The sequence below is a fragment of the Pseudonocardia kongjuensis genome (assembly GCF_039526905.1).
Classification (GTDB): Bacteria; Actinomycetota; Actinomycetes; order Mycobacteriales; family Pseudonocardiaceae; genus Pseudonocardia; species Pseudonocardia kongjuensis.
Genome location: NZ_BAAAJK010000006.1, coordinates 144915 through 164765, shown reverse-complemented (window position 1 = coordinate 164765; position 19851 = coordinate 144915). Strand labels below are relative to the sequence as shown.

Sequence of the window (19851 nt, the reverse complement as noted above, 5' to 3'; positions counted from 1 at the left end):
CCCGTGCGAACGCGCCGGGCGCTCAGCCGACGGATCGGTGACCGCTGAAGAACGAGGCGCCCTGCCCGAGCCCCGCGATCCCGATGCCGCTCGACCCCCACATGCTCCCCACCCGGGAGATGTCGGGCGGCCCGGCGAGCACCGAGTTCAGCGTCACCAGCCCGGCGCGCACGCGCCGCCCGACCGCGCGGGCGGCGTCCCGGTCGTCGCCGAAGACGTAGCCGCTCAGGCCGTACGGGTGGTCGTTCGCGATCCGGACCGCCTCGTCGACGTCGCGGTAGGTCCGCACCACGAGCACCGGCCCGAACACCTCCTCGGTCAGCTCCGGCGCGTCGTCGGCGAGCACCACGGCGGCCGCCGCGAAGTGCCCGCCCGCCTCCGGGAGGGTGCCGTAGCGCCGCACCTCGCAGCCGCGGGCGGCGAACGCGTCGAGCTGCTCCTCGATCCGGCGGCGGTGCGGCCCGTGGCCGAGCGGGCCCAGCACGGTGCCCGGGTCGGTGGTCGGGCCGATCGGCAGCGCGTCGAGGGCGGCCGCGAGCGCGGCGAGGTAGTCGTCGAGCCGGGACTGCGGGACGACGAGCCGGCGCGGCCCGGCGCACCACTGCCCGTTCAGCAGCAGCATGCCCGGCACGACGTGCTCGACGACGGTGCCCGGCTGCGTGTCGGGCAGCGCGACGACCGGGTTGTTGCCGGACAGCTCCAGATCGGCCGGCGTGAAGTTCCGGGCGCACGCCTGCCCGACGGCCCGCCCGCCCTCGACGCCGCCGGTGTAGGAGACGGCGGCGATCCGCACGTCCTCGACGATCGAGGCACCGACCACGCGATCGCCGTGCACGATCTGCACGACCCCCGGCGGCAGCGCGGCGAGCACCGCCTCGGCGAACGGGCCGGAGAGGTGCGGCGCCCACTCCGAGGGCTTGAGCACGACCGGGCACCCGGCGACCAGCGCCTCGGCGATCTTCACGATCGCGGTGGCGGTCGGCGCGTTCCACGGCAGGAAGATCGCCGCCGGCCCCCACGGGAGCTGCCAGCGGTCCCAGCCACCGGCCGAGGACGTCAGCTCGACGTGCCCGAAGCCGTCCTCGATCCGGCTCGCGGCGGACTCCAGCAGGCCGGTCACCGCACCGATGAACAGCGGCGTGACCGCCTGCGGCACCCCGGTGTCCAGGCTGTCGGCGAGTCCCAGTTCGGGGGCCCGCGCGGCGAGCTCGGCCTGCAGGGCGCGTACCGCGTCGGCGCGCTCCTTGCGGGGCAGCTCGGACCAGGCGCCGTCGGTGTGCACGGCCCACGCCGTCGCGATCGCCTCCTCGACGCGCTCGGGCGTGCTGGCGCGCTGCGGGTACAGCGACGTGCCGGTGTCCGGATCGGTGAGGACGGTCGCCAGCTCCACGCCCGGCACCGTGATCGTGCCGCCGACGAGCTCGCGGACGGTGCCGGTCATGCGGCGCTCCCGTGGCGGATCGAGTCGGCGATCTTCTCGCCGACGAGGACGGCGGTCAGGTGCGTGTTGGCCCGGGTCACCCACGGGAACACCGACGCGTCGGCGACCCGCAGACCGTCGACGCCGAGCACCCGGCCGTCCGGGTCGACCACGACGGCCGGGTCGTCCGGGGAACCCATCCGGCAGGAGCCGGACGCGTGCACGGTGTCGGTCACGTTGGCCAGGGCGAACCGGGCGAACTCGCTGTCGGACATGACCGTGTCGGGTGCGACGAGCTCGGTCCCGAGCGCGATGAAGCCGGCGATCTTCTGCAGCTCCGGCTGGGCGGCGATGGTCCGCAGCTCGTCGACGACGGCCCGGAACCGGCGCAGGTCGTCCGGATCGGACAGCATGTCGAGAGCGACCGCCGGGTCGACCGCCGGGTCGGTGCCGGTGATCCGGACGCGGCCGGTCGAGGTGACCCGGTTCGCCCAGCCGAGGATCCCGGCCATCGGGAGCCCGATGCCGAGCGCGCCCGGCGTGGCCAGCATCGCGTCGTTGGGCTCGTCGCCGACCCCGGTGGTGAACCGTACGCAGAGCTGGCCGCGCTCGGGCAGTCCCCGGTAGTCGGCCTCCTCGTTCAGTCCGAGCGCCAGCATGATGCCGGGATGGTCCTGCAGGCCGTGCCCGACCGGGAGGTCCGCGACGACGTCGACGCCCAGCTCCCGCAGCTCCGCCGCCGGTCCGATGCCGGAGCGCTGCAGGATCGCGGGGGAGTGGATCGCCCCGGCGGACAGCACGACCTCGGCGGCCCGGAACTCGGCCGGCTCGCCGCCGACGATCGCGCGCACGCCGACCGCGCGACCACCGTCGAACAGCACCCGGTCGACCAGCGCGTCGCCCAGGACGTGCAGGCCGGGCCGGTCGCGGGCCGGTTCGAGGTACCCGTCGTTGGTCGAGACGCGCTCGGTGCCGAAGCTGTTGTAGGCGTACGGGGACACCCCGGTCGAGCCGGGCGCGTTGTGGTCCGGCGCCCACGGATGCCCGAGCCGCTCGGTGATCCGGTCGACGGCGGCCTCCACGGTGGCGAGGTTCTCCCGCTTCGGCCGGACGACCGGGATCGGCCCGTCGCCGCCGTGGTAGCGCTCGCCGGCGAAGTCCTGGTCGTTCTCCAGCCGGTTGAGCAGCGGGAGGACGTCGTCGTAGCCCCAGCCGGTGGCGCCGTGCGCGGCCCAGCCGTCGAAGTCCTCGACGGTGCCGCGGATCGCGAACAGGCCGTTGACAGCGGAGCTCCCGCCCACCCCGCGCCCCCGGATGTAGGGCCGCGGTTCCTGCGCCGACGACCGGGTGGCCGTCAGGTCCGGGAAGGTGTGGGTGGCCGCCAGCTGGACCGTCAGCCCGATCCTGCCCGGTTCGACGCTGCGCAGCTCCGCCGACGCCTCGGCCGACCGGTAGTCCGGGCCCGCCTCCAGCAGCAGCACCCGCCGGTCGGGGTCCTCGGTGAGTCGTGCTGCGACCGCCGCTCCGGCGGATCCCGCACCGACGACGATGATGTCGTACATCTGTCGCTCCTCCGTCGAGCTCGTTGCTCGGCGACAGCAGACAGGATGCCGCTACGGCACGGTCAAGCTCCGCCGCACCGGGACGGGCGGCCCGGATCCTTTCGTCCCGGGAAGTTGCCTCCGGATCGGTGGACGCCCCACCTCACCCGAGGTGGGGCGTCCGCGCATTCACGGGTTCATTCCCGGTGCCCATTCACCGCATTCCGGAGCGGGCCGTCGACCCACCCTTCCACCTGGCCCGCCGAACGCAGGCGGACGACGGTGAGCGACGGCAGCTCCCGGGCCACCCCCGGGACCTGGTCGGTGTATTTCCCCCGGGTCGAGACGGCCCACCGGAGAATGTGCTCGGAATCGGTGAACAGCGTCCGCAACGGCGGCTCGACATTCCCGTTCCACAGCACGGTGCGATGCCGTCGGCGGCGCAGGGTCCGGCGCACGACCCGCGGGAACGTCGTCGTCCAGAACGGCAGGTCGAGCCACACCATCAGGTCCGCGCGCTGTGCGATCAGCGGCCGTGCGGTCCGGTACTGCCACTCCGTGGTCCAGGCGTCACCGGCCAGCAGGGCGCGGACGTCGTCGAGGAACGACTCCCGCGGCGTCCAACCCGGGCCGTGGAAGAGCCCGTCGATGTCGGTGTGCGGTCCACCGGTGAGTGCCGCGATCCGGGCCGCGAGGGTGGTCTTGCCCGATCCCGACACCCCGGCGACGGCGACCCGGCGCGGCCGGTGCGGCAGCGGCGCGTCGTACCCGAGCACCGGCGGAGCCTATCGGCCGCCACTCCGCGACCGCCGAGATGCAGCACACGGGGCGTCGAGGCGCGGAACGGCGCGCTGAGCCGCATCTCGGCGCGGGATCGGTGCCGGTCGTGCGGCCCGTGCGCCACCCGGGCATCGTGACCCGGATGGACGGGCTGTCCCGGCGCGGGCGACGACGCGTGCTGCTGGTCCTGTGCGTCACCGAGATCACCAGCTGGGGGGTGCTGTACTACGCCTTCCCGGTGCTCGCACCGTCGATCGCCGCGGACACCGGCTGGTCGGTCCCGGCGGTCACCGCGGCGTTCTCCGCCGGCCTGCTCGTGTCGGCGGCGGTCGGGATCCCGGTCGGGCGGCTGCTGGACCGGCACGGCCCCCGCTGGGTGATGACCGCCGGCTCGGCCGTCGCCGTCCCCGCGGTGGCGCTGATCGCCACCGCCGGGTCGTACCCGGCCTTTGTCGCCGCCTGGCTGCTCGCCGGGGTCGCCCAGGCCGCGACGCTGTACCCGCCCGCGTTCGCGGCGCTGACCCGCTGGTGGGGCCCGGACCGGGTGCGTGCGCTGACCGGGCTCACCCTGGTCGCCGGGCTGGCCAGCACCGTGTTCGCCCCGCTGTCCGCGGCGCTGCTGGAGCCGTTCGGCTGGCGCGGCAGCTACCTGGTGCTGGCCGCGATCCTGGCCGCGGTGTGCGTCCCGGCGCACCTGTTCGGGCTGCGCGGGCGGTGGCCCGATCCGGTCGCCGATCCCGCGCCGGCCGGCGCCGCCGTCGCCCCGCCCGACGACGACCCGTCCCGGATCCTGCGCAGCAGGGCGTTCGTGCTGACCACGGTCACGGTGACGCTGGGCGCCTTCACCTCGTTCGCGGTCGCGGTCAACCAGGTCCCGCTGCTGCTCGATCGCGACCTGTCCACCGGGCTCGCGGCCTGGGCGCTGGGCCTCGGCGGCCTGGGGCAGGTGCTGGGCCGCCTCGGCTACCCGCTGCTGGCGCGGCGCAGCGGCGTCCGCGGCCGGACGTCCTGGCTGATGGCCGCGCTGGCCGCGACGACCGTCCTGCTCGCCGCCCTGCCCGGCCCGGCCTGGGCGCTCGTCGCCGCGGCGGTGCTCGCCGGCGCCGCCCGCGGGATGTTCACCCTGCTGCAGGCCACCGCGCTGGCGGACCGCTGGCGCCCGCGGGTCTACGGACGGCTCAACGGGATCGCGTCGGCGCCGGTGATGGTCGCCGTCGCGGTCTCGCCGTGGGCCGGCTCGGCGCTCGCCGGACCGCTCGGCGGTTACCCTCAGGTCTTCGTGCTGCTCGGCGCCGCCGCCCTGCTCGCCGCCGGACTGGCCCTCGGGACCGTCCCGCAGCGCCACCCGCCCCGCTGACCAGAGGAGTAGCAACCGGTGTCACTCGCCGAGCGGCTGCAGAGCGTGCTGGTCACGCTCGCCGCGCTGGCCGGGCTCGGGCTGGGCCTGCTGCTCCCGGTCGGCGACGTCGCCGGGCACGTCGTGCTGCCCGCGCTGCTGGTCATGGTCACCGCCGTCTTCGTGCAGATGGACGCCGGCCACGTCGGGGAGGTGCGCCGGGCCGGATCGGTGGTCGCGGTCAGCCTGCTGCTCAACTTCGTGGTCACCCCGCTGCTGGCCTGGGCGCTCGGCGCCGGGCTGCTCGGGGACCAGCCGGACCTGCGGATCGGCCTGCTGCTGCTCCTGGTGACCCCGTGCACCGACTGGTACCTGATCTTCACCGCGATGGCCCGCGGGCACACCGGGATCGCCGCGGCGCTGCTCCCGGTGAACCTGGTGCTGCAGCTCGCGCTGCTGCCGGTGTACGTGCTGCTGCTCGGCGGGCAGGCGGCGATGGTCGACGCCGGCACGCTGGCCGAGTCGGTGCTGCTGGTGCTCGTCGTCCCGCTGCTGCTGGCGACCGGACTGCGGGTGCTCGCCACCCGCCGCCGGGGCGCCGCCTGGCGGGACCGGACGGTGGTCGCGCCGGCGTCCCGGCTGGTGCTGCCGATGCTGTACCTGGCGGTGCTGGCGATGTTCGCCTGGCAGGCGCGCACCGTCGTCGCGCACGCCGGCGACCTGCTCGCCCTGCTCGCGCCGCTGGCGGTCTTCTTCGTGCTGCTTCCGCTGCTCGCGACCGGCGCCGCCCGGCTGCTGCGGCTGCCCGCCGACCAGCGGGTCACCCTCACGATGGTGACCACCGCGCGGAACTCGCCGATCGCGCTGGCGGTCGCGGTCGCCGCGTTCCCGGACCGGCCGCTGATCGCGGTCGCGCTGGTCGTCGGGCCGCTGCTGGAGCTGCCGGTGCTGGCGCTGATCGCCCAGCTGGTCCGGGTGCGCCCGGCCGCCGTCGGTCGCTGAACCCCCGCACGGCCCGCGCCGGACCCGCGCGCCGAACCCGCAGGACGCGCGCCGCGCGCTGTGCCACGCTCGGGGGTGCGGCCCGCGCCGGCGGTCCGCCGCGACAGCCGGGGGGACCGAGATGACACACGCCACCGAGACCGACGCCGGCGAGCCGCTGGTGCTCGACGAGACCTTCTTCGAGGACCCGGACCGGCTCTACCGCGAGCTGCGCGCCGAGCGGCCGGTCGCCCGGGCGGTCGGCCCGAACGGCCTGCCGTTCTGGATGATCACCCGCTACGCCGACGCCCGGGCCGCGCTCAACGACCCGCGGCTGGCCAAGGACGCCCGCCGGATCCCCGAGCTGCTGAGCCGCCAGGAGTCCGGCCCGCCCGCCCGGGCGATCGCCGAGTCGCTGGTCGGGCACATGCTCAACGCCGACCCGCCGGACCACACCCGGCTGCGCCGGCTGGTCGGCCGGGCGTTCACCGGGCGCGCGATCGCCCGGCTGCGGCCGCGGATCGAGCAGATCGCCGCCGGGCTCGCCGACTCGATGGCGGCCGCCGGCCCCGAGGTCGACCTGCTCGACGAGTTCGCCTATCCGCTGCCGATGACCGTCATCTGCGAGATCCTCGGCGTCCCCGAGGACCGCCGGGACGAGTTCCGCGGCTGGTCGAACACCCTGCTCTCCGACGCCGGGGACGACGAGCGCGCCGCCGCGGGCGCGGCGACCGCCGCCTACCTCGCCGAGCTGGTCGCGGACAAGGCGGCGCACCCCGCCGACGACATGCTGTCGGAGATCGTCCGCGCCGCCGAGGACGGCGACTCGCTGAGCCCCGGCGAGACCACGGCGATGGCGTTCCTGCTGCTGGTCGCCGGGCACGAGACGACGGTCAACCTGATCGGCAACGGGGTGCTCGCGCTGCTGCGCGCCCCGGACCAGCTGGCCCTGCTGCGGGCCGAGCCGGACCGGGTGCCCGCCGCCGTCGAGGAGCTGCTGCGCTACGACGGGCCGGTCAACCTGGCGACCTTCCGGTTCACCACCGAGCCGGTCGAGTACTCCGGCACGACGATCCCGGCGGAGGCGTTCGTGCTCGTCTCGCTGATCGGGGCGAACCGCGACCCGGACCGCTGGCCGGACGCCGACCGGCTCGACGTCGGCCGCGACCCGTCCGGCCACCTGGCCTTCGGCTTCGGCATCCACCACTGCCTCGGCGCCCCGCTGGCCCGGCTGGAGGGCGAGATCGCGTTCCGCACCCTGCTGTCCCGCTTCCCGGATCTCGCGCCGGCCGGCGCACCCGGTCCGCACCGGATCAGCACGCTCATCCACGGCCGCACCCGGCTCCCGGTCCGGCTCGGCGCCCCGGCCGCCGCCGGACCGTAACGTGGGCGTCCGGATCAGCGGGAGGGGCCACATGGCGGAGCAGGCACCGGGACGGGCGCGGCAGGAACGGATCTACTCCGACGGCGTCGTCGGCATCCGGTCCCGCGTCCCCACCGGCCCGGACGAGCTGGAACGCCGCGGCCGGCGGGCGATGAGCCGGCGCGCCGACGCCTACGTCACCGGCGGCGCGGGTGGCGGGACGACGGTGCGCGCGAACCGGGAGGCGTTCACCCGCCGGGAGATCGTGCCGCGGGTGCTGCGCGACGTCGGCGACCGGGACCTGTCGGTCGAGCTGTTCGGCCGCACGCTGCCCGCCCCGCTGCTGCTCGCCCCGATCGGCGCGCTCGACCTGGTCCGGCGCGGCGCCGACCGGGCGGTCGCCGCGGGCGCGGCCGCGGCGGGCGTCCCGATGGTGATCAGCAACCAGGCCGGGACGCCGACCGAGGAGATCGTCCGGGCCGGCGGCGGCCCCACCTGGTTCCAGCTGTACTGGTCGACCTCCGACGAGCTCGTCGACAGCTTCCTGGGCCGGGCCGAGGCGGCCGGCTGCGAGGCCGTCGTCGTCACCCTGGACACCACGATGCTCGGCTGGCGGCCGCGCGATCTCGACCTGGGGCACCTGCCGTTCGCCCGCGGGATCGGCATCGCCCAGTACACCTCCGATCCGGTGTTCCGCGGGCTGGTGCAGGAGCGGCTGTCGAGGCCCCGGTCCGGGCCGGCGCCGAAGGTCACCCCGCAGGCCGTGCGGACGCTCCTCGAGATCACCCGCAACGCGCCCGGCCGGTTCTGGGAGAACCTGCGCTCACCGGTCCCGCGGGCGGCGGTCGAGACGTTCCTGCAGGTCTACTCGCGGCCCCGGCTGTCCTGGGACGACCTGGCCGGGCTGCGCGCACGCACCCGGCTGCCGATCCTGGTCAAGGGCGTCCTGCACCCCGACGACGCCCGCCGCGCACTCGACTCCGGCGCCGACGGGGTGATCGTGTCCAACCACGGCGGGCGGCAGGTCGATCACGCGATCGCCTCGCTGGACGCGCTGCCCGGCGTCGTCGGCGCGGTCGCGGACCGCGCGCCGGTGCTGCTCGACAGCGGGGTGCGGACCGGCGCGGACGTCGCGACCGCGGTGCGGCTCGGCGCCCGCGCGGTGCTGCTCGGGCGGCCGTTCGTGCACGGCCTGGCACTCGACGGCGCCCGCGGCGTCGCGCAGGTGATCGCGAACGTGGTCGCCGAGCTGGACCTGGTGTGCGGGCTCGCCGGTGCGACGACACCGGCCGGGATCGAGATCCGCGAGCGCGGCAGGTGACGGCGGCGTCGCGCGCCGTCGCCCCGGTGTCAACTTTTCGTACACCTCGGCGGGAGTGACCGGGGTCATCCTGAGGCTCCGGACAGCGCGGTCGGGATCACGGCCGCACCCGAGAGCTCCTCAGGAGGACCCCCGTGACCCGAATCCGATTCGGCTCGTTCCTGGCCCCGTTCCACCAGCCCGGTCAGAACCCGACGCTCGCCCTGCAGCGCGATCTCGAGCTGGTCGAGCACCTGGACCGGCTCGGCTACGACGAGGCGTGGTTCGGCGAGCACCACTCGGCCGGCTCGGAGATCATCGCGTCGCCGGAGATCTTCATCGCGGCCGCCGCCGAGCGGACCCGCAAAATCAGGCTGGGCACCGGCGTCACCTCGATCTCGTACCACAACCCGCTCTGGGTGGCCGACCGCATGGTGATGCTCGACCACCTCACCCGCGGCCGCGCGATGCTCGGCTGCGGGCCCGGCTCGCTGCCCACCGACTCGGCGATGATCGGGCTGAACCCGACCGACACCCGCGAGCTGCTCGAGGTGAACCTCGACATCATCATGCGGCTGCTGCGCGGCGAGGTCGTCAACGCCGAGACCCGCACGCACACGCTGATCGACGCCCAGCTGCAGCTCGCCCCCTACACCCAGCCGTGCTTCGACGTCGCGGTCGCGGCGGTCGCCTCGCCGACCGGCCCGCGGATGGCCGGGCAGCACGGCGTCGGGCTGCTCTCGATCGGTGCGACCCTCACCCAGGACGGCTTCGACGCGCTCGCCCACCACTGGAGCGTGGTGGAGGAGCGGGCCGCGCACTTCGGGCAGCCGGCCCCGGACCGGTCGAAGTGGCGTCTGGTCGGGCTGATGCACATCGCCGAGACCCGCGAGCAGGCGTACCGGGAGGTCGAGTACGGGATCGAGCACTGGTTCCGGTACTTCCAGAAGGTCGCCGCGTTCCCGCAGATGGCGGTCGAGGGCGGCGACATCAAGGAGATGATCGACTTCATCAACGAGGCCGGGATCGGCGCGATCGGCACGGTCGAGGACGCGAAGGCGCAGGTGCAGAAGCTCGTCGACCAGTCCGGCGGCTTCGGGGCCTTCCTCCTGCTGGGTCACGAGTGGGCGAACCCGGAGGCCACCAAGCGGTCCTACGAGCTGATCGCCCAGCACGTGATGCCGGAGTTCCAGGGCCAGGCCGCCGGCACCCTCGCCGCGAAGGACCGGGCCACCTCGACGCGTGAGCAGCACGCGAAGACCCAGCTCGACGCCGTCGACATCATGACCAAGCGCTACGAGCAGGAGAAGGCCGGGAGCTGACCGGCCTCCCCGCGCCGGGGCCGGGCCCTCCGCCGAGGGGCCCGGCCCTGGCGTCCCGGCGGTGTACGGGTGAGGATCAGCGGTGAAGGGAGGGTCGATGACGACCAGGAGCGTCTGGGAGCTGTTCCAGTCCGGCGAGGAACCGCGGGAGCTGCGCGGCGACCTCCTCACGTCCTGGCGCCGCTCCCGGTTCAGCGGCGTCGATCCGGAGTACGTCGACGTCCCCTACGTCGAGACCGATGCGGACTCGCCGTTCGCCCGGGTCGCCGTCCCGATCATGACCGGGATGGCCGGGCTGCTGGTCGGTGACCGGTCCTGCCTGGCGCTGTCCGACGAGCACGGCAGCGTGATCTGGCGCTGGGTGTCCGAGCCGATGCTGCGCGGCACCCTCGACGAGCTGTCGGTGATCGAGGGCTTCTGCTTCGGCGAGGAGTACGTCGGCACCAACGGCCTCGGCACCGCGCTGGAGACCGGCACGCTCGCCGTCGTGCACGGCACCGAGCACTACGTGCAGCGCTTCCACGACGTCACCTGCGTCGCCGCCCCGGTCCGGCACCCGGTCACCCGGCGCACCGTCGGCGCGGTCAACGTGACCTGCCGGGCGGGCGACGCGAACCACCTGCTCGCCGTGGTGGTGCGCAAGCTGGTCGAGGAGATCCGGGCCGCCCTGCTCGACCAGGCGAGCGTCCGCGAGCGGCTGCTGCTCGACGCCTTCCTGGCCGAGCAGCGCCGGGGGAGCGGCCCGGTCGCGGTGGTCGGCGACGGCGTCCTGATCACCAACTCGGAGGCGGCCGACATCGGCCTGGACCGGCTCGACGTCTGGGACGAGCTCCGCTCACCGCACAGCGACGTGGTGGACGGGACCTCGATCGAGCTGCCCGCCGACCTCACCGCCCGGGTGCGCCTGGTGCGCTCCGGCGGCACCACGGCGGGCGCCCTGCTGACCGTGGCCGGCCGGGAGCCCGACGCCGCGGTCCCCGGGCCGCGCCGCCGCCCCGCACCGGAGGCCGATCCGTGGTCGGCCGCGGCCACCCGCGCCGCCCGGCTGATCGGCACCGGCCCGGTCGTCGTGCGCGGCGGGAGCGGGACCGGGAAGGCGACCGTGCTGGCCGGCGCGCTCGGCCCGCACACCGTGCTGGACGCCGCCACGCACGCCGTCGACGGGACGGCGGCCTGGATCGGGCGGCTGCGGGCCGCGCTCGCCGACGGCGCGGTGCTGCTGCGGCACGTCGAGCTGCTCGACGAGGCCGCGGCACGCGTGGTCGCCGCGGTGCTCGCCGGCCGGTCACCGGTCGGGCTGACCGCCACCGTCGCCGACGGTGAGCCGCCCGGCCCGGCCGCGGCCCTGCTGCTCGACGCGATCGGCGCGGGCACCGTCACGCTGCCGTCGCTGCGCAGCAGGCCCGACGACATCGCCGTACTGGCCCGCACGCTGCTGCGCCGGCACGGCGAGGGCCTGTCGTTCGCGCCGGACGCGCTCGCCGCGCTGCGCCGGCACGACTGGCCCGGCAACCTCGCCGAGCTCGCCAGGGCGGTCCGGGACGCCGTCGCCGAGGATCCCGGGCCGGTGCTGCCCGCCGCCGCGCTGCCGGACGGGATCCGCGCCGCCGCCGCCCGCCGTGCGCTGACCCCGCTCGAACGGGCCGAGGCGCAGGTGATCCGCACCGTGCTCGGCGCGCACGGGGGCAACAAGTCGACCGCCGCCCGCGAGCTGGGGATCTCCCGGACCGCGCTCTACGCCAAGATCCGCAGCTACCGCCTCTGAGGAGTCCCGTGTTCGTAGAAGTCACCGAGTCCGACGTCCGGCTGGCCGAGCCGGAGGTGTTCACCGCCTTCCACGTGGTCCGGCCGGCCGGCATGAGCCCGGACGCGCTGGCCGCGGCGCTGGCCGGGCACGAGGTGGGCCGGCCCGACGGCGACGACGTCCTGGTCCGGGTCGACGCGGTCCGCAGGATGGCCGAGGGCCGGGTCGGCGCGGACTGGGCGGAGGGCTTCGCCGGGATGCTGGCCTACGCCGACCGGAAGGGCTGGCTGACCGACGACGGTGCGATGGTGCGCGCGCACGTGGAGATCGGCTGACATCCAGGTCAAGATCAGGACGAAGCGGACATCGCTCCGCGACGCGCCCGAGTTTGATGCTCTCGCCCGGTGCCCCTCGGGCGTGTTGGCGGCTAGGGTCCACCTCGTAGGTACCGGCAAGACGCGAGGAGACATCCGGATGCCACAGGGAACCGTCAAGTGGTTCAACGCGGAGAAGGGGTACGGGTTCATCACGCCGGACGGAGGCGGGCAGGACCTGTTCGTCCACTTCAGCGCGATCCAGTCCTCCGGATACCGCACCCTCGACGAGGGGCAGGCCGTGACCTTCGAGGTCACGCAGGGGCAGAAGGGTCCGCAGGCGGACCAGGTCGTGCCCACCTGAGCGGGAGAACCTCCCACCGACGGAAACGCCCGGGGTGCATCGCGCACCCCGGGCGTTCCCGTGTCGGAGGGTCGGTCAGTCGGCGAGCCGGGTCTCGAGCCCGGCGATGAACAGCTCGGTCCGGCGCAGCGTCCAGCTGCGGGGCGGGTCGTCGATCTGGTCGCGGAAGACCGCGCGGATCTGCGGGTCGAACGGCTGCGTCGACTCGATCACCTGGTCGCGGCGCCGCACGTCGCCCACGCCCTGACCGTTCGCGCTGAGCCAGGGGTGCATGCCCATCTGGAACACGGTGCTGGCGGCCAGTACCGCGTCCTCCGCGCTGAGCCCGGCGGCGAGCAGCCGGTCGGTGAGCCGCTGCATCACCGACATCAGCGCCTCGGGCGCCTCGGGCAGCCGGACCATCGCCGGTGCGAGGCCGGGATGCGCGGCCATGATGTCGAAGGTCGCCGCGGCGAACGCGAGCAGCTGCTCCTGCCAGCGGCCCTCCGCGTCCGGGAAGACGTCCTCGGTCACGACGTCGTCGACCAGCGCGGCCACCAGCGACTCCAGGCTGGGGAAGTGCCGGTAGAACGTGGAGTACTTGACGCCGACCCGGGCGGTCACCGCGCCGACCGTCAGGTCGGAGAAGCCGAGCTCACGGGCGGCTGCGAGCAGCGTGGCCCGGTCGGTCAACGGGGGGCGTCCGGTGCGCCGCGCCGGTCTGCTCTCGGTCTCGGTCACGTCCGCATGCTACTGCCCGTGCCCGGTCCGGTGGGAGGGTAGTCGCCGTCTATCTGACGACTATCTGTGACCTGCGCCATTACTGGTTCCTTGAGCGGTCGCTCATTCGGCCGGACGGACGGATCGGCGTCCCTGAGAGCGCCGTGTCGATCACTCAGCGTCATCCCCTCGCAGTGCCCGCGACGATCCGCCCGATGGTGTGCAGAGCCGGCGTCCCCGGATCCCAGTAGGCGCTGTGCGCGGACGCCCATTCCGACTCGTCGGTCGGTGTCGCAGGGTCGTCGTGCAGGCTCCGGCCCAGCGGCCCCGGTGCCGACTCGAAGACCGTCGCGCCGAAGCCGGGGCCGGCCGGGTCCGCGCCGTGCACCGACCCGGTCGGTCCGAACCCGCGCGAGGTGCCGAACAGCTCGGGGCCGGGAGCCAGCCGGATCGGGTCGTTGGCCGCGGTCGTCGCCCAGACCCGGCCGTCCGGCACCCCGAGCTCGCCGGCCTTCCCGGCCCCGACCCCGGGGCTGCCGACGAACACCACGTCGTCCACCGCGATCCCGGGCCCGGCGGCCCGGCCCAGCACCAGCGAGCCGTACGAGTGCCCGACGGCGGTCAGGTGCACCGGCCCGTCGTGCCCGGAGCGCAGCCCCTCCTGGAACCGGCGCAGGTCCGCGGCGGCCCGGCCGGCCTCCCGCGGGTCGGTGGCGGCCATCAGGTCGGCCGGGGTGCGGTAGCCGGTCCACAGCACCGCGGCCACCTCGCCGTCCGGTCCGGCGGCGCGGGCCGCGTCCCGGGTGGCGTCGATCCGGCGCAGGTCCTCCCCGGCCGAGGCCCAGCCCGCCCCGGTGCCCGGCACGTGCGTGACGACGTGCGCGGCCCGCTCCGGGTCGCCGACGGCCAGCACCACCTGCCCGTTCCCGGTGCCGCCTGCGAGATCGAGGAGCAGCGCGTCGCCCGCGGCCAGCCTGTGGTGCACCGCCGCCAGCCCGGCCAGGTCGGCCTCCGCGCGGGCCGCCCCGCGGTCGTCGCCGAGCAGCCGCAGCCGGTCGGCGTGCGCCCGGAGCCTGCTGCGCTCGGCGTCCAGCCGGATCCGGTTGGCCCGGTCCCGGGCCGCCGGGGGGATCCCGTCGGTGCCGCCGACCAGCTCCGGCCGGGTCCGGGTGAGCCGGTCGCGCTCGCCGTCGGGCAGGCCGGTCCACCAGGCGCGGGCGGCACCCACCCCGGCGGGCGCGACGGCCGGTGCGCCGCCGGGCGCCGGGCGCAGCGCGTGCAGCGCGGCGGTGGCGACGGCGTCCGAGCGGGCCGCGTCGGCCAGCGCCGCCCGCACCGCGGCGCCGAACCGCAGGCTCTCCACCATGAGCAGCCCGGCCGTCGCGGCCACCCCGGCCGGCAGCGCGGTCGCGGCACCGCGCACCACCGACGGCACCGAGACCGTGCCGGAGCCGAGATCGACGTCGAGCAGCGGATGCACCGCCAGCGCGGCCACCACGATCCGGCGCTGCGCGGCGAGCACCTCGCCGGCGTGCCTGCCCAGCACGTCGCCGGCCCGGGTGGCGACCGCGGAGCCGGCGACCAGCCTGCTGCGCAGCGCGTCCTGCTGCTCGCGGGCGCGATCGGCGTCCGCGCCGGCCCAGCGGCCGGGCAGCGCGGCGGTCCCGGCCCGGCCGAGATCGTCGGCGCGGGCCGCGAGCCGGTCGGCGAGCGCGTCCCAGGAGCGGCTGCGGCGCAGCCAGGCCCCGGGATCGGCGGCCAGCAGTTCGGTGAGCGTCGGCACCGGATCAGCCGGCGAACGACGCGGCGGCGGACTCGTCGGCCTCGCGCCAGCCCGCGGCGGCGGCGCGCACCGCCCCGGCGGTGTGCCGGGCCCGCTCGGCGTGCCCGCGGACGGCGTCGAGCAGGTCGGCCTCCAGCTCGGCGGCCGCGGTGCCGGAGCCGAAACCGGGATCCGCCGGCAGCGCGGGCACCGCGGCGGCGGCGTCGGCCAGCGCGTCGGCGAGCACGGTCAGCCGCTCCGCGGAGGCGATCAGCAGGTCGGGCTCGACGCACACCGTCCCGGTCGTGACGGTCGTGACGGTCGGGTCCATCGGTACCACCGGTCGGCCTCCCGGGCGCGGCGCGGGCGTCCGGTACGACCCGCTGAGGTTCCGCAGTGTGCGCCGGACGGCCCCGTCGGCGCGGCGGAACGCCGGAACCGGGTCGCGCCCGCGATCGCCGAGCAGGCACCGGGCGGCACTCTCGATCAAGGTTCCGCGACGTGAGACCATCTTCGCCGTCCGAGTCGGGGTGAGAGGAGCGACGTGGTCGGCTTCCAGCGGGTGATGACGGTGTCCACCCCAGCCGGTGCCGTGCTCGGTTACCTGGCCGATCTCGGGCACAGCGAGACCTGGAACCCCGGTACCAAGGCGTGCACCCGGTCCGACGACGGCGGCCCGATCGACGTCGGGTCCACCTGGCAGGCGGTCGCGGTGTACAACGGCCGGGAGACCGAGCTGACCTACACGCTGGCCGGCCGCAGCGACTCCCGGCTGGAGTTCGTCGGGGAGAACAGCACGGTCACCGCGACCGTGGACATCGTCGCGGAGCCCACCGATCCGGCACCGGACGGCGGCAGCGTCGTCACCTACACGGCGGACCTGCGCTTCAAGGGCCTGCTCAAGCTGGCCGTGCCGTTCCTGCGCCGGGAGTTCGAGCGGCTCGGCGACGAGATCGAGCGCAACCTCCCGACGGTGCTCGAGCGGCTCTAGACCGGCTCCCAGAACCCCATCCGGCGGCTGATCTCACGCCCGGCGGCGACCACCTCCGGGGTGATCTCCTCGATCCGCTCGACCGGGAGCCGGTACGACGGCCCGGACACCGACAGCGCCGCCACGACGCTCCCGCTGTGGTCGCGCACCGGCGCGGCGACCGCGTTCAGCCCGGTCTCCAGCTCCTCCAGCGACCACGCGTAGCCGGCCGCGGTGACCTCGGCGAGCTCCCGGGACAGCGCGTTCCGGTCGGCCGGCCGGACCTCCTCGGGCAGCGCCGTCGGGTCGTCGGCGACGGCGGCCGCGAGCAGCACCTTGCCGCTGGAGGTGTTGTGCATCGGGGTGATCCGGCCGAGCCAGTTGTAGGTCGTGACCATCGCCGGGCCGCGCGCCTGGTCGACGTTGACCGCGAAGCCGCGGTCCGGGATCGCGATGTTCACCGTCTCGCCGAGCCGGGCCGCCAGCTCGTCGCACACCGGGCGGCCCTGGGTGGTGACCTCCAGCCGTTCGGCGACCCGGCCGGCCAGCGGGATCAGGCCGAATCCCAGGCGGTACTTGCCGCGGTCCCCGATCTGCTCGACCAGGCCGTGCTCCTCCAGCGCCCCGAGCAGCCGGAACGCCGTTGACTTGTGCACCTCGAGCGCAGCGGCGAGCTCGCTGACCCCGGCCTCGCCGAGCCCGGCGATGAGCTCCAGGACGGTGATCGCGCGGTCGACGGACTGCACCCCGGACTCGCGACTCCGCACCGGGTTGCCCATGGCGCAACCCTAACCGCGCGGCCGCCGGGACGCCCGCCCGGACGGCCCGGGAAAGCGTGACCCCCACCCGGCCGGTGAGGATGGTCATCCGGTTCCGACCCCGGCTTGCGTTCGCTCATCCGCAGGTGAACGCTGCCCCCCGTGCCGAGCCTCTACATTGACGGAACCTGGACCGGCGGCTCCGCCGGGACCGCTCCGGTGATCAACCCGTACGACGCGTCCACCGTGACCGAGGTCGACCAGGCCGGGCCGGACGACGTCGACCGGGCGGTCGCCGCCGCCCGCCGCGCGTTCGACACCGGGCCGTGGCGCGCCACGTCCACCGCCGAGCGCGGCGCGATCCTCGCCACGATCGCGGACCTGCTGGTCCGCGACCGGGAGGAGATCGCCCGCACCGAGACCCTGGACACCGGGAAGACGATCGCCGAGGGCAGGCAGGACGTCGACGACGTCACCGCCGTCTTCCGCTACTACGCCGGACTGGCCGACAAGGACGCCGGGCGGATCGTGGACACCGGCAGCGCCACCGTGGTGTCCCGGATCGTGCACGAGCCGGTCGGCGTCTGCGCGCTGATCACGCCGTGGAACTACCCGCTGCTGCAGCTGTCCTGGAAGGTCGCCCCGGCGATCGCCGCCGGGAACACGATGGTGATCAAGCCCAGCGAGGTGACCCCGCTGACGTCGGTGAAGCTGGTCGAGCTGTGCGCCGAGGCCGGGATCCCGCCCGGCGTCGTCAACATCGTGCTCGGCGACGGCCCGTCGGTGGGCGCCCCGCTGACCGAGCACGACGACGTCGACATGGTGTCGTTCACCGGCGGGCTGAACACCGGCCGGGCGATCATCCGGGCGTCGGCGGAGACGGTGAAGCGCACCGCCGTCGAGCTCGGCGGGAAGAACCCGAACATCGTCTTCGCCGACACCGACTTCGAGCTGGCCGTGGACTACGCGATGCTCGCGGTGTTCCTGCACTCCGGGCAGGTCTGCTCGGCCGGAGCCCGGCTGATCATCGAGGACCTGATCGCGGACGCCGTGGTCGACGAGATCGTCCGCCGGGCCCGGCGGATCCGGCTGGGCAACGGGCTCGCCGACGGCGTCGAGGTCGGCCCGCTGGTCTCCGCCGCGCACCTGGCCAAGATCGAGGACTTCGTCGCGGCCGCCCGCGCCGAGGGCGCCACGATCCGCTGCGGCGGCGCCCGGCCGGACGCCCCGGAGCTCAAGGACGGCTACTTCTACCTGCCGACCGTGATCACCGACCTGGCCCCGGGCTCCCGGCTGATCAAGGAGGAGACCTTCGGGCCGCTGCTGACCGTGGAGCGCTTCAGCACCGAGGAGGAGGCGATCCGGCTCGGCAACGACACCGAGTACGGCCTGGCCGGCGCCGTGTTCACCCAGGACATGGGGCGGGCCAACCGGGTCGCGAACGCGCTGCGCCACGGCACCGTCTGGATCAACGACTTCCACCCGTACTTCCCGGGTGCGGAGTGGGGCGGCATGGGCCGCTCCGGCAACGGCCGCGAGCTGGGCCCGACCGGGCTGGCCGAGTACCAGGAGATCAAGCACGTCTGGCACAACACCGCGCCGGAGCCGCAGCGCTGGTTCGCCGGGAGCACCGAGGGGGAGCAGAAGTGAGCGACCGCTTCGACTACGTCGTCGTCGGCGGCGGCTCGGCGGGCTGCGCGGTCGCCGCGCGACTGTCCGAGGACCCGTCGACCCGGGTGCTGCTGCTGGAGGCCGGCCCGTCCGACGTCGGCGACCAGGCCGTCCTGCGGCTCGCCGACTGGATGAACCTGCTCGACTCCGGCTACGACTGGGACTACCCGGTCGAGCCGCAGGAGCGCGGCAACTCGCACATGCGGCACGCCCGCGCGAAGGTGCTCGGCGGCTGCTCGTCGCACAACTCGTGCATCGCGTTCTGGACGCCGCGCGAGGACCTCGACGAGTGGGCCGCGTCCGGGCTCACCGGCTGGTCGGCCGACGAGTGCTGGCCGCTGATCGCCCGCCTCGAGACCAACGACGGCGAGTGGTCGGGCCACGGCCGCTCCGGCCCGGTCAACCTCATGCAGATCCCGCCGCACGATCCCTGCGGCAACGCCGTGCTGGAGGCCGCCGCCGCGGTCGGCATGCCGACGGTGCGGTTCAACGAGGGCAGCACGGTCACCGACGGCGCCGGCTACTTCCAGATCAACTCCTTCCCGGACGGGACGCGGGCCTCGTCGTCGGCGTCCTACCTGCACCCGATCCTGGACTCGCGGCCGAACCTGGAGGTCCGGACCGACTGCTGGGCGTCCCAGGTGCTGTTCGACGGCGACCGGGCGACCGGCGTCGAGTACCAGCGCGGGATCGGGCCCGGCCGGGAGACGGTGCACGCCGATCGCGAGGTGGTCCTCTCGGCGGGCGCGATCGACACCCCGAAGCTGCTCATGCTCTCCGGCATCGGGCCGGCCGGGCACCTGCGCGAGTTCGGCATCGACGTGCGGGTGGACGCGCCGGGCGTCGGGTCCAACCTGGACGACCACGTGGAGGGCCTGGTCTTCTGGGACGCGGCCCGGCCGATGGTCACCGAGTCCACCCAGTGGTGGGAGATCGGCCTGTTCCACCGCACCGACCCGCGGCTGGACCGGCCGGACCTGATGATGCACTACGGCTCGGTGCCGTTCGACATGAACACGCTGCGCTGGGGCTACCCGACCACCGACAACGGGTTCTGCCTGACCCCGAACGTCACCCGCGGCCGGTCCCGCGGCACGGTGCGGCTGCGCACCCGGGACTTCCGGGACCGGGCGCGCGTCGATCCGCGGTACTTCACCGACCCGGACGGCCACGACATGCGGATCATGACCGAGGGCATCCGGCTGGCCCGGCGGATCGCCGAGCAGCCCGTGCTCAAGGAGTGGATCGCCGCGGAGCTGGCACCCGGCCCGGACGCCGTCACCGACGACGAGCTGGCCGACTACATCTCCAAGACCCACAACACCGTCTACCACCCGGCGTGCACGGCGAGGATGGGTGTCGACGGCGACCCGGACGCCGTGCTCGACCCGCAGCTGCGGGTGCGCGGCGTGCGGAACCTGCGGGTCGCGGACGCCTCGGCGATGCCGTTCCTGCCGGCGATCAACCCGAACATCACCACGATGATGATCGGGGAGAAGTGCGCCGACCTGCTCCGGGCGTGAGCC

Annotated in this window: 18 protein-coding genes; 11 read left to right on the top strand and 7 right to left on the bottom strand. The window is 74.8% G+C overall.

The window, feature by feature from the left end; genetic code table 11:
• Window positions 1-22 precede the first annotated feature (22 nt).
• The 3 genes from ABD160_RS08305 to ABD160_RS08295 form a co-directional block, all read right to left on the bottom strand.
• Window positions 23-1441 carry an aldehyde dehydrogenase family protein gene (locus tag ABD160_RS08305; RefSeq protein WP_344020099.1) on the bottom strand — a complete coding sequence of 473 codons (1419 nt, stop codon included), beginning with the start codon at window positions 1439-1441 and terminating at the stop codon, window positions 23-25.
• A complete protein-coding gene (locus tag ABD160_RS08300) occupies window positions 1438-2982 on the bottom strand; it encodes a GMC family oxidoreductase (protein WP_344020097.1) in 1545 nt (514 codons plus the stop codon). Before ABD160_RS08300 ends, ABD160_RS08305 begins: the two co-directional genes overlap by 4 nt.
• Before the next feature lie 176 nt (window positions 2983-3158).
• On the bottom strand, window positions 3159-3737 hold the full coding sequence (locus ABD160_RS08295; protein ID WP_344020095.1) for an AAA family ATPase: 579 nt from the start codon (window positions 3735-3737) through the stop codon (window positions 3159-3161).
• 146 nt (window positions 3738-3883) lie between these two features.
• Here ABD160_RS08295 and ABD160_RS08290 point away from each other — a divergent pair, with 146 nt between their 5' ends.
• From ABD160_RS08290 to ABD160_RS08255, 8 genes are all read left to right on the top strand, one after another.
• Complete coding sequence (locus ABD160_RS08290; protein WP_344020093.1) at window positions 3884-5098, top strand: MFS transporter; 1215 nt, start codon at window positions 3884-3886, stop codon at window positions 5096-5098.
• A gap of 18 nt (window positions 5099-5116) precedes the next feature.
• Window positions 5117-6079: an arsenic resistance protein gene (locus tag ABD160_RS08285; protein WP_344020091.1), complete on the top strand. Its 963-nt coding sequence runs from the start codon at window positions 5117-5119 to the stop codon at window positions 6077-6079.
• 121 nt (window positions 6080-6200) lie between these two features.
• Entirely contained in the window at window positions 6201-7442 is a 1242-nt protein-coding gene (locus ABD160_RS08280; protein ID WP_344020089.1) for a cytochrome P450 family protein, read from the top strand.
• A gap of 31 nt (window positions 7443-7473) precedes the next feature.
• Window positions 7474-8742: an alpha-hydroxy-acid oxidizing protein gene (locus ABD160_RS08275; RefSeq protein ID WP_344020087.1), complete on the top strand. Its 1269-nt coding sequence runs from the start codon at window positions 7474-7476 to the stop codon at window positions 8740-8742.
• A 134-nt stretch (window positions 8743-8876) separates the two neighbouring features.
• Window positions 8877-10043, top strand: a complete 1167-nt coding sequence (locus tag ABD160_RS08270) for an LLM class flavin-dependent oxidoreductase (protein WP_344020085.1) — start codon at window positions 8877-8879, stop codon at window positions 10041-10043.
• A 97-nt stretch (window positions 10044-10140) separates the two neighbouring features.
• Window positions 10141-11808, top strand: coding sequence for a sigma-54-dependent Fis family transcriptional regulator (locus ABD160_RS08265; RefSeq protein ID WP_344020083.1), 1668 nt, complete (start codon window positions 10141-10143; stop codon window positions 11806-11808).
• 8 nt (window positions 11809-11816) lie between these two features.
• Window positions 11817-12122 (top strand): hypothetical protein, encoded by a 306-nt coding sequence (locus ABD160_RS08260; protein ID WP_344020081.1) that lies wholly within the window; start codon window positions 11817-11819, stop codon window positions 12120-12122.
• Window positions 12123-12261: 139 nt separating this feature from the next.
• Window positions 12262-12465, top strand: coding sequence for a cold-shock protein (locus ABD160_RS08255; protein WP_344020079.1), 204 nt, complete (start codon window positions 12262-12264; stop codon window positions 12463-12465).
• A 75-nt stretch (window positions 12466-12540) separates the two neighbouring features.
• On the opposite strand, the gene ABD160_RS08250 is transcribed toward ABD160_RS08255, so the two are convergent.
• The 3 genes from ABD160_RS08250 to ABD160_RS08240 all read right to left on the bottom strand — a co-directional run bounded on the left by ABD160_RS08250 (window position 12541) and on the right by ABD160_RS08240 (window position 15257).
• Window positions 12541-13185 carry a TetR/AcrR family transcriptional regulator gene (locus tag ABD160_RS08250; protein ID WP_344020077.1) on the bottom strand — a complete coding sequence of 215 codons (645 nt, stop codon included), beginning with the start codon at window positions 13183-13185 and terminating at the stop codon, window positions 12541-12543.
• A 160-nt stretch (window positions 13186-13345) separates the two neighbouring features.
• On the bottom strand, window positions 13346-14947 hold the full coding sequence (locus ABD160_RS08245) for an alpha/beta hydrolase (RefSeq protein WP_344020075.1): 1602 nt from the start codon (window positions 14945-14947) through the stop codon (window positions 13346-13348).
• A 4-nt stretch (window positions 14948-14951) separates the two neighbouring features.
• Entirely contained in the window at window positions 14952-15257 is a 306-nt protein-coding gene (locus ABD160_RS08240; protein WP_344020073.1) for a hypothetical protein, read from the bottom strand.
• Between the two features lie 213 nt (window positions 15258-15470).
• On the opposite strand from ABD160_RS08240, the gene ABD160_RS08235 reads away from it, so the two are divergent.
• Window positions 15471-15917 carry an SRPBCC family protein gene (locus tag ABD160_RS08235; RefSeq protein ID WP_344020071.1) on the top strand — a complete coding sequence of 149 codons (447 nt, stop codon included), beginning with the start codon at window positions 15471-15473 and terminating at the stop codon, window positions 15915-15917.
• Here ABD160_RS08235 and ABD160_RS08230 read toward each other — a convergent pair.
• Window positions 15914-16675 (bottom strand): IclR family transcriptional regulator, encoded by a 762-nt coding sequence (locus ABD160_RS08230; RefSeq protein ID WP_344020069.1) that lies wholly within the window; start codon window positions 16673-16675, stop codon window positions 15914-15916. The genes ABD160_RS08235 and ABD160_RS08230 overlap by 4 nt on opposite strands.
• Window positions 16676-16816: 141 nt before the next feature.
• Here ABD160_RS08230 and ABD160_RS08225 point away from each other — a divergent pair, with 141 nt between their 5' ends.
• Together ABD160_RS08225 and ABD160_RS08220 are read left to right on the top strand one after the other, a co-directional pair.
• The gene (locus ABD160_RS08225; protein WP_344020067.1) at window positions 16817-18304 is read left to right on the top strand and encodes an aldehyde dehydrogenase family protein; all 1488 of its coding nucleotides are present in this window, start codon (window positions 16817-16819) and stop codon (window positions 18302-18304) included.
• The gene (locus tag ABD160_RS08220) at window positions 18301-19848 is read left to right on the top strand and encodes a GMC family oxidoreductase (RefSeq protein WP_344020065.1); all 1548 of its coding nucleotides are present in this window, start codon (window positions 18301-18303) and stop codon (window positions 19846-19848) included. Before ABD160_RS08225 ends, ABD160_RS08220 begins: the two co-directional genes overlap by 4 nt.
• The last annotated feature ends 3 nt before the right edge of the window (window positions 19849-19851 follow it).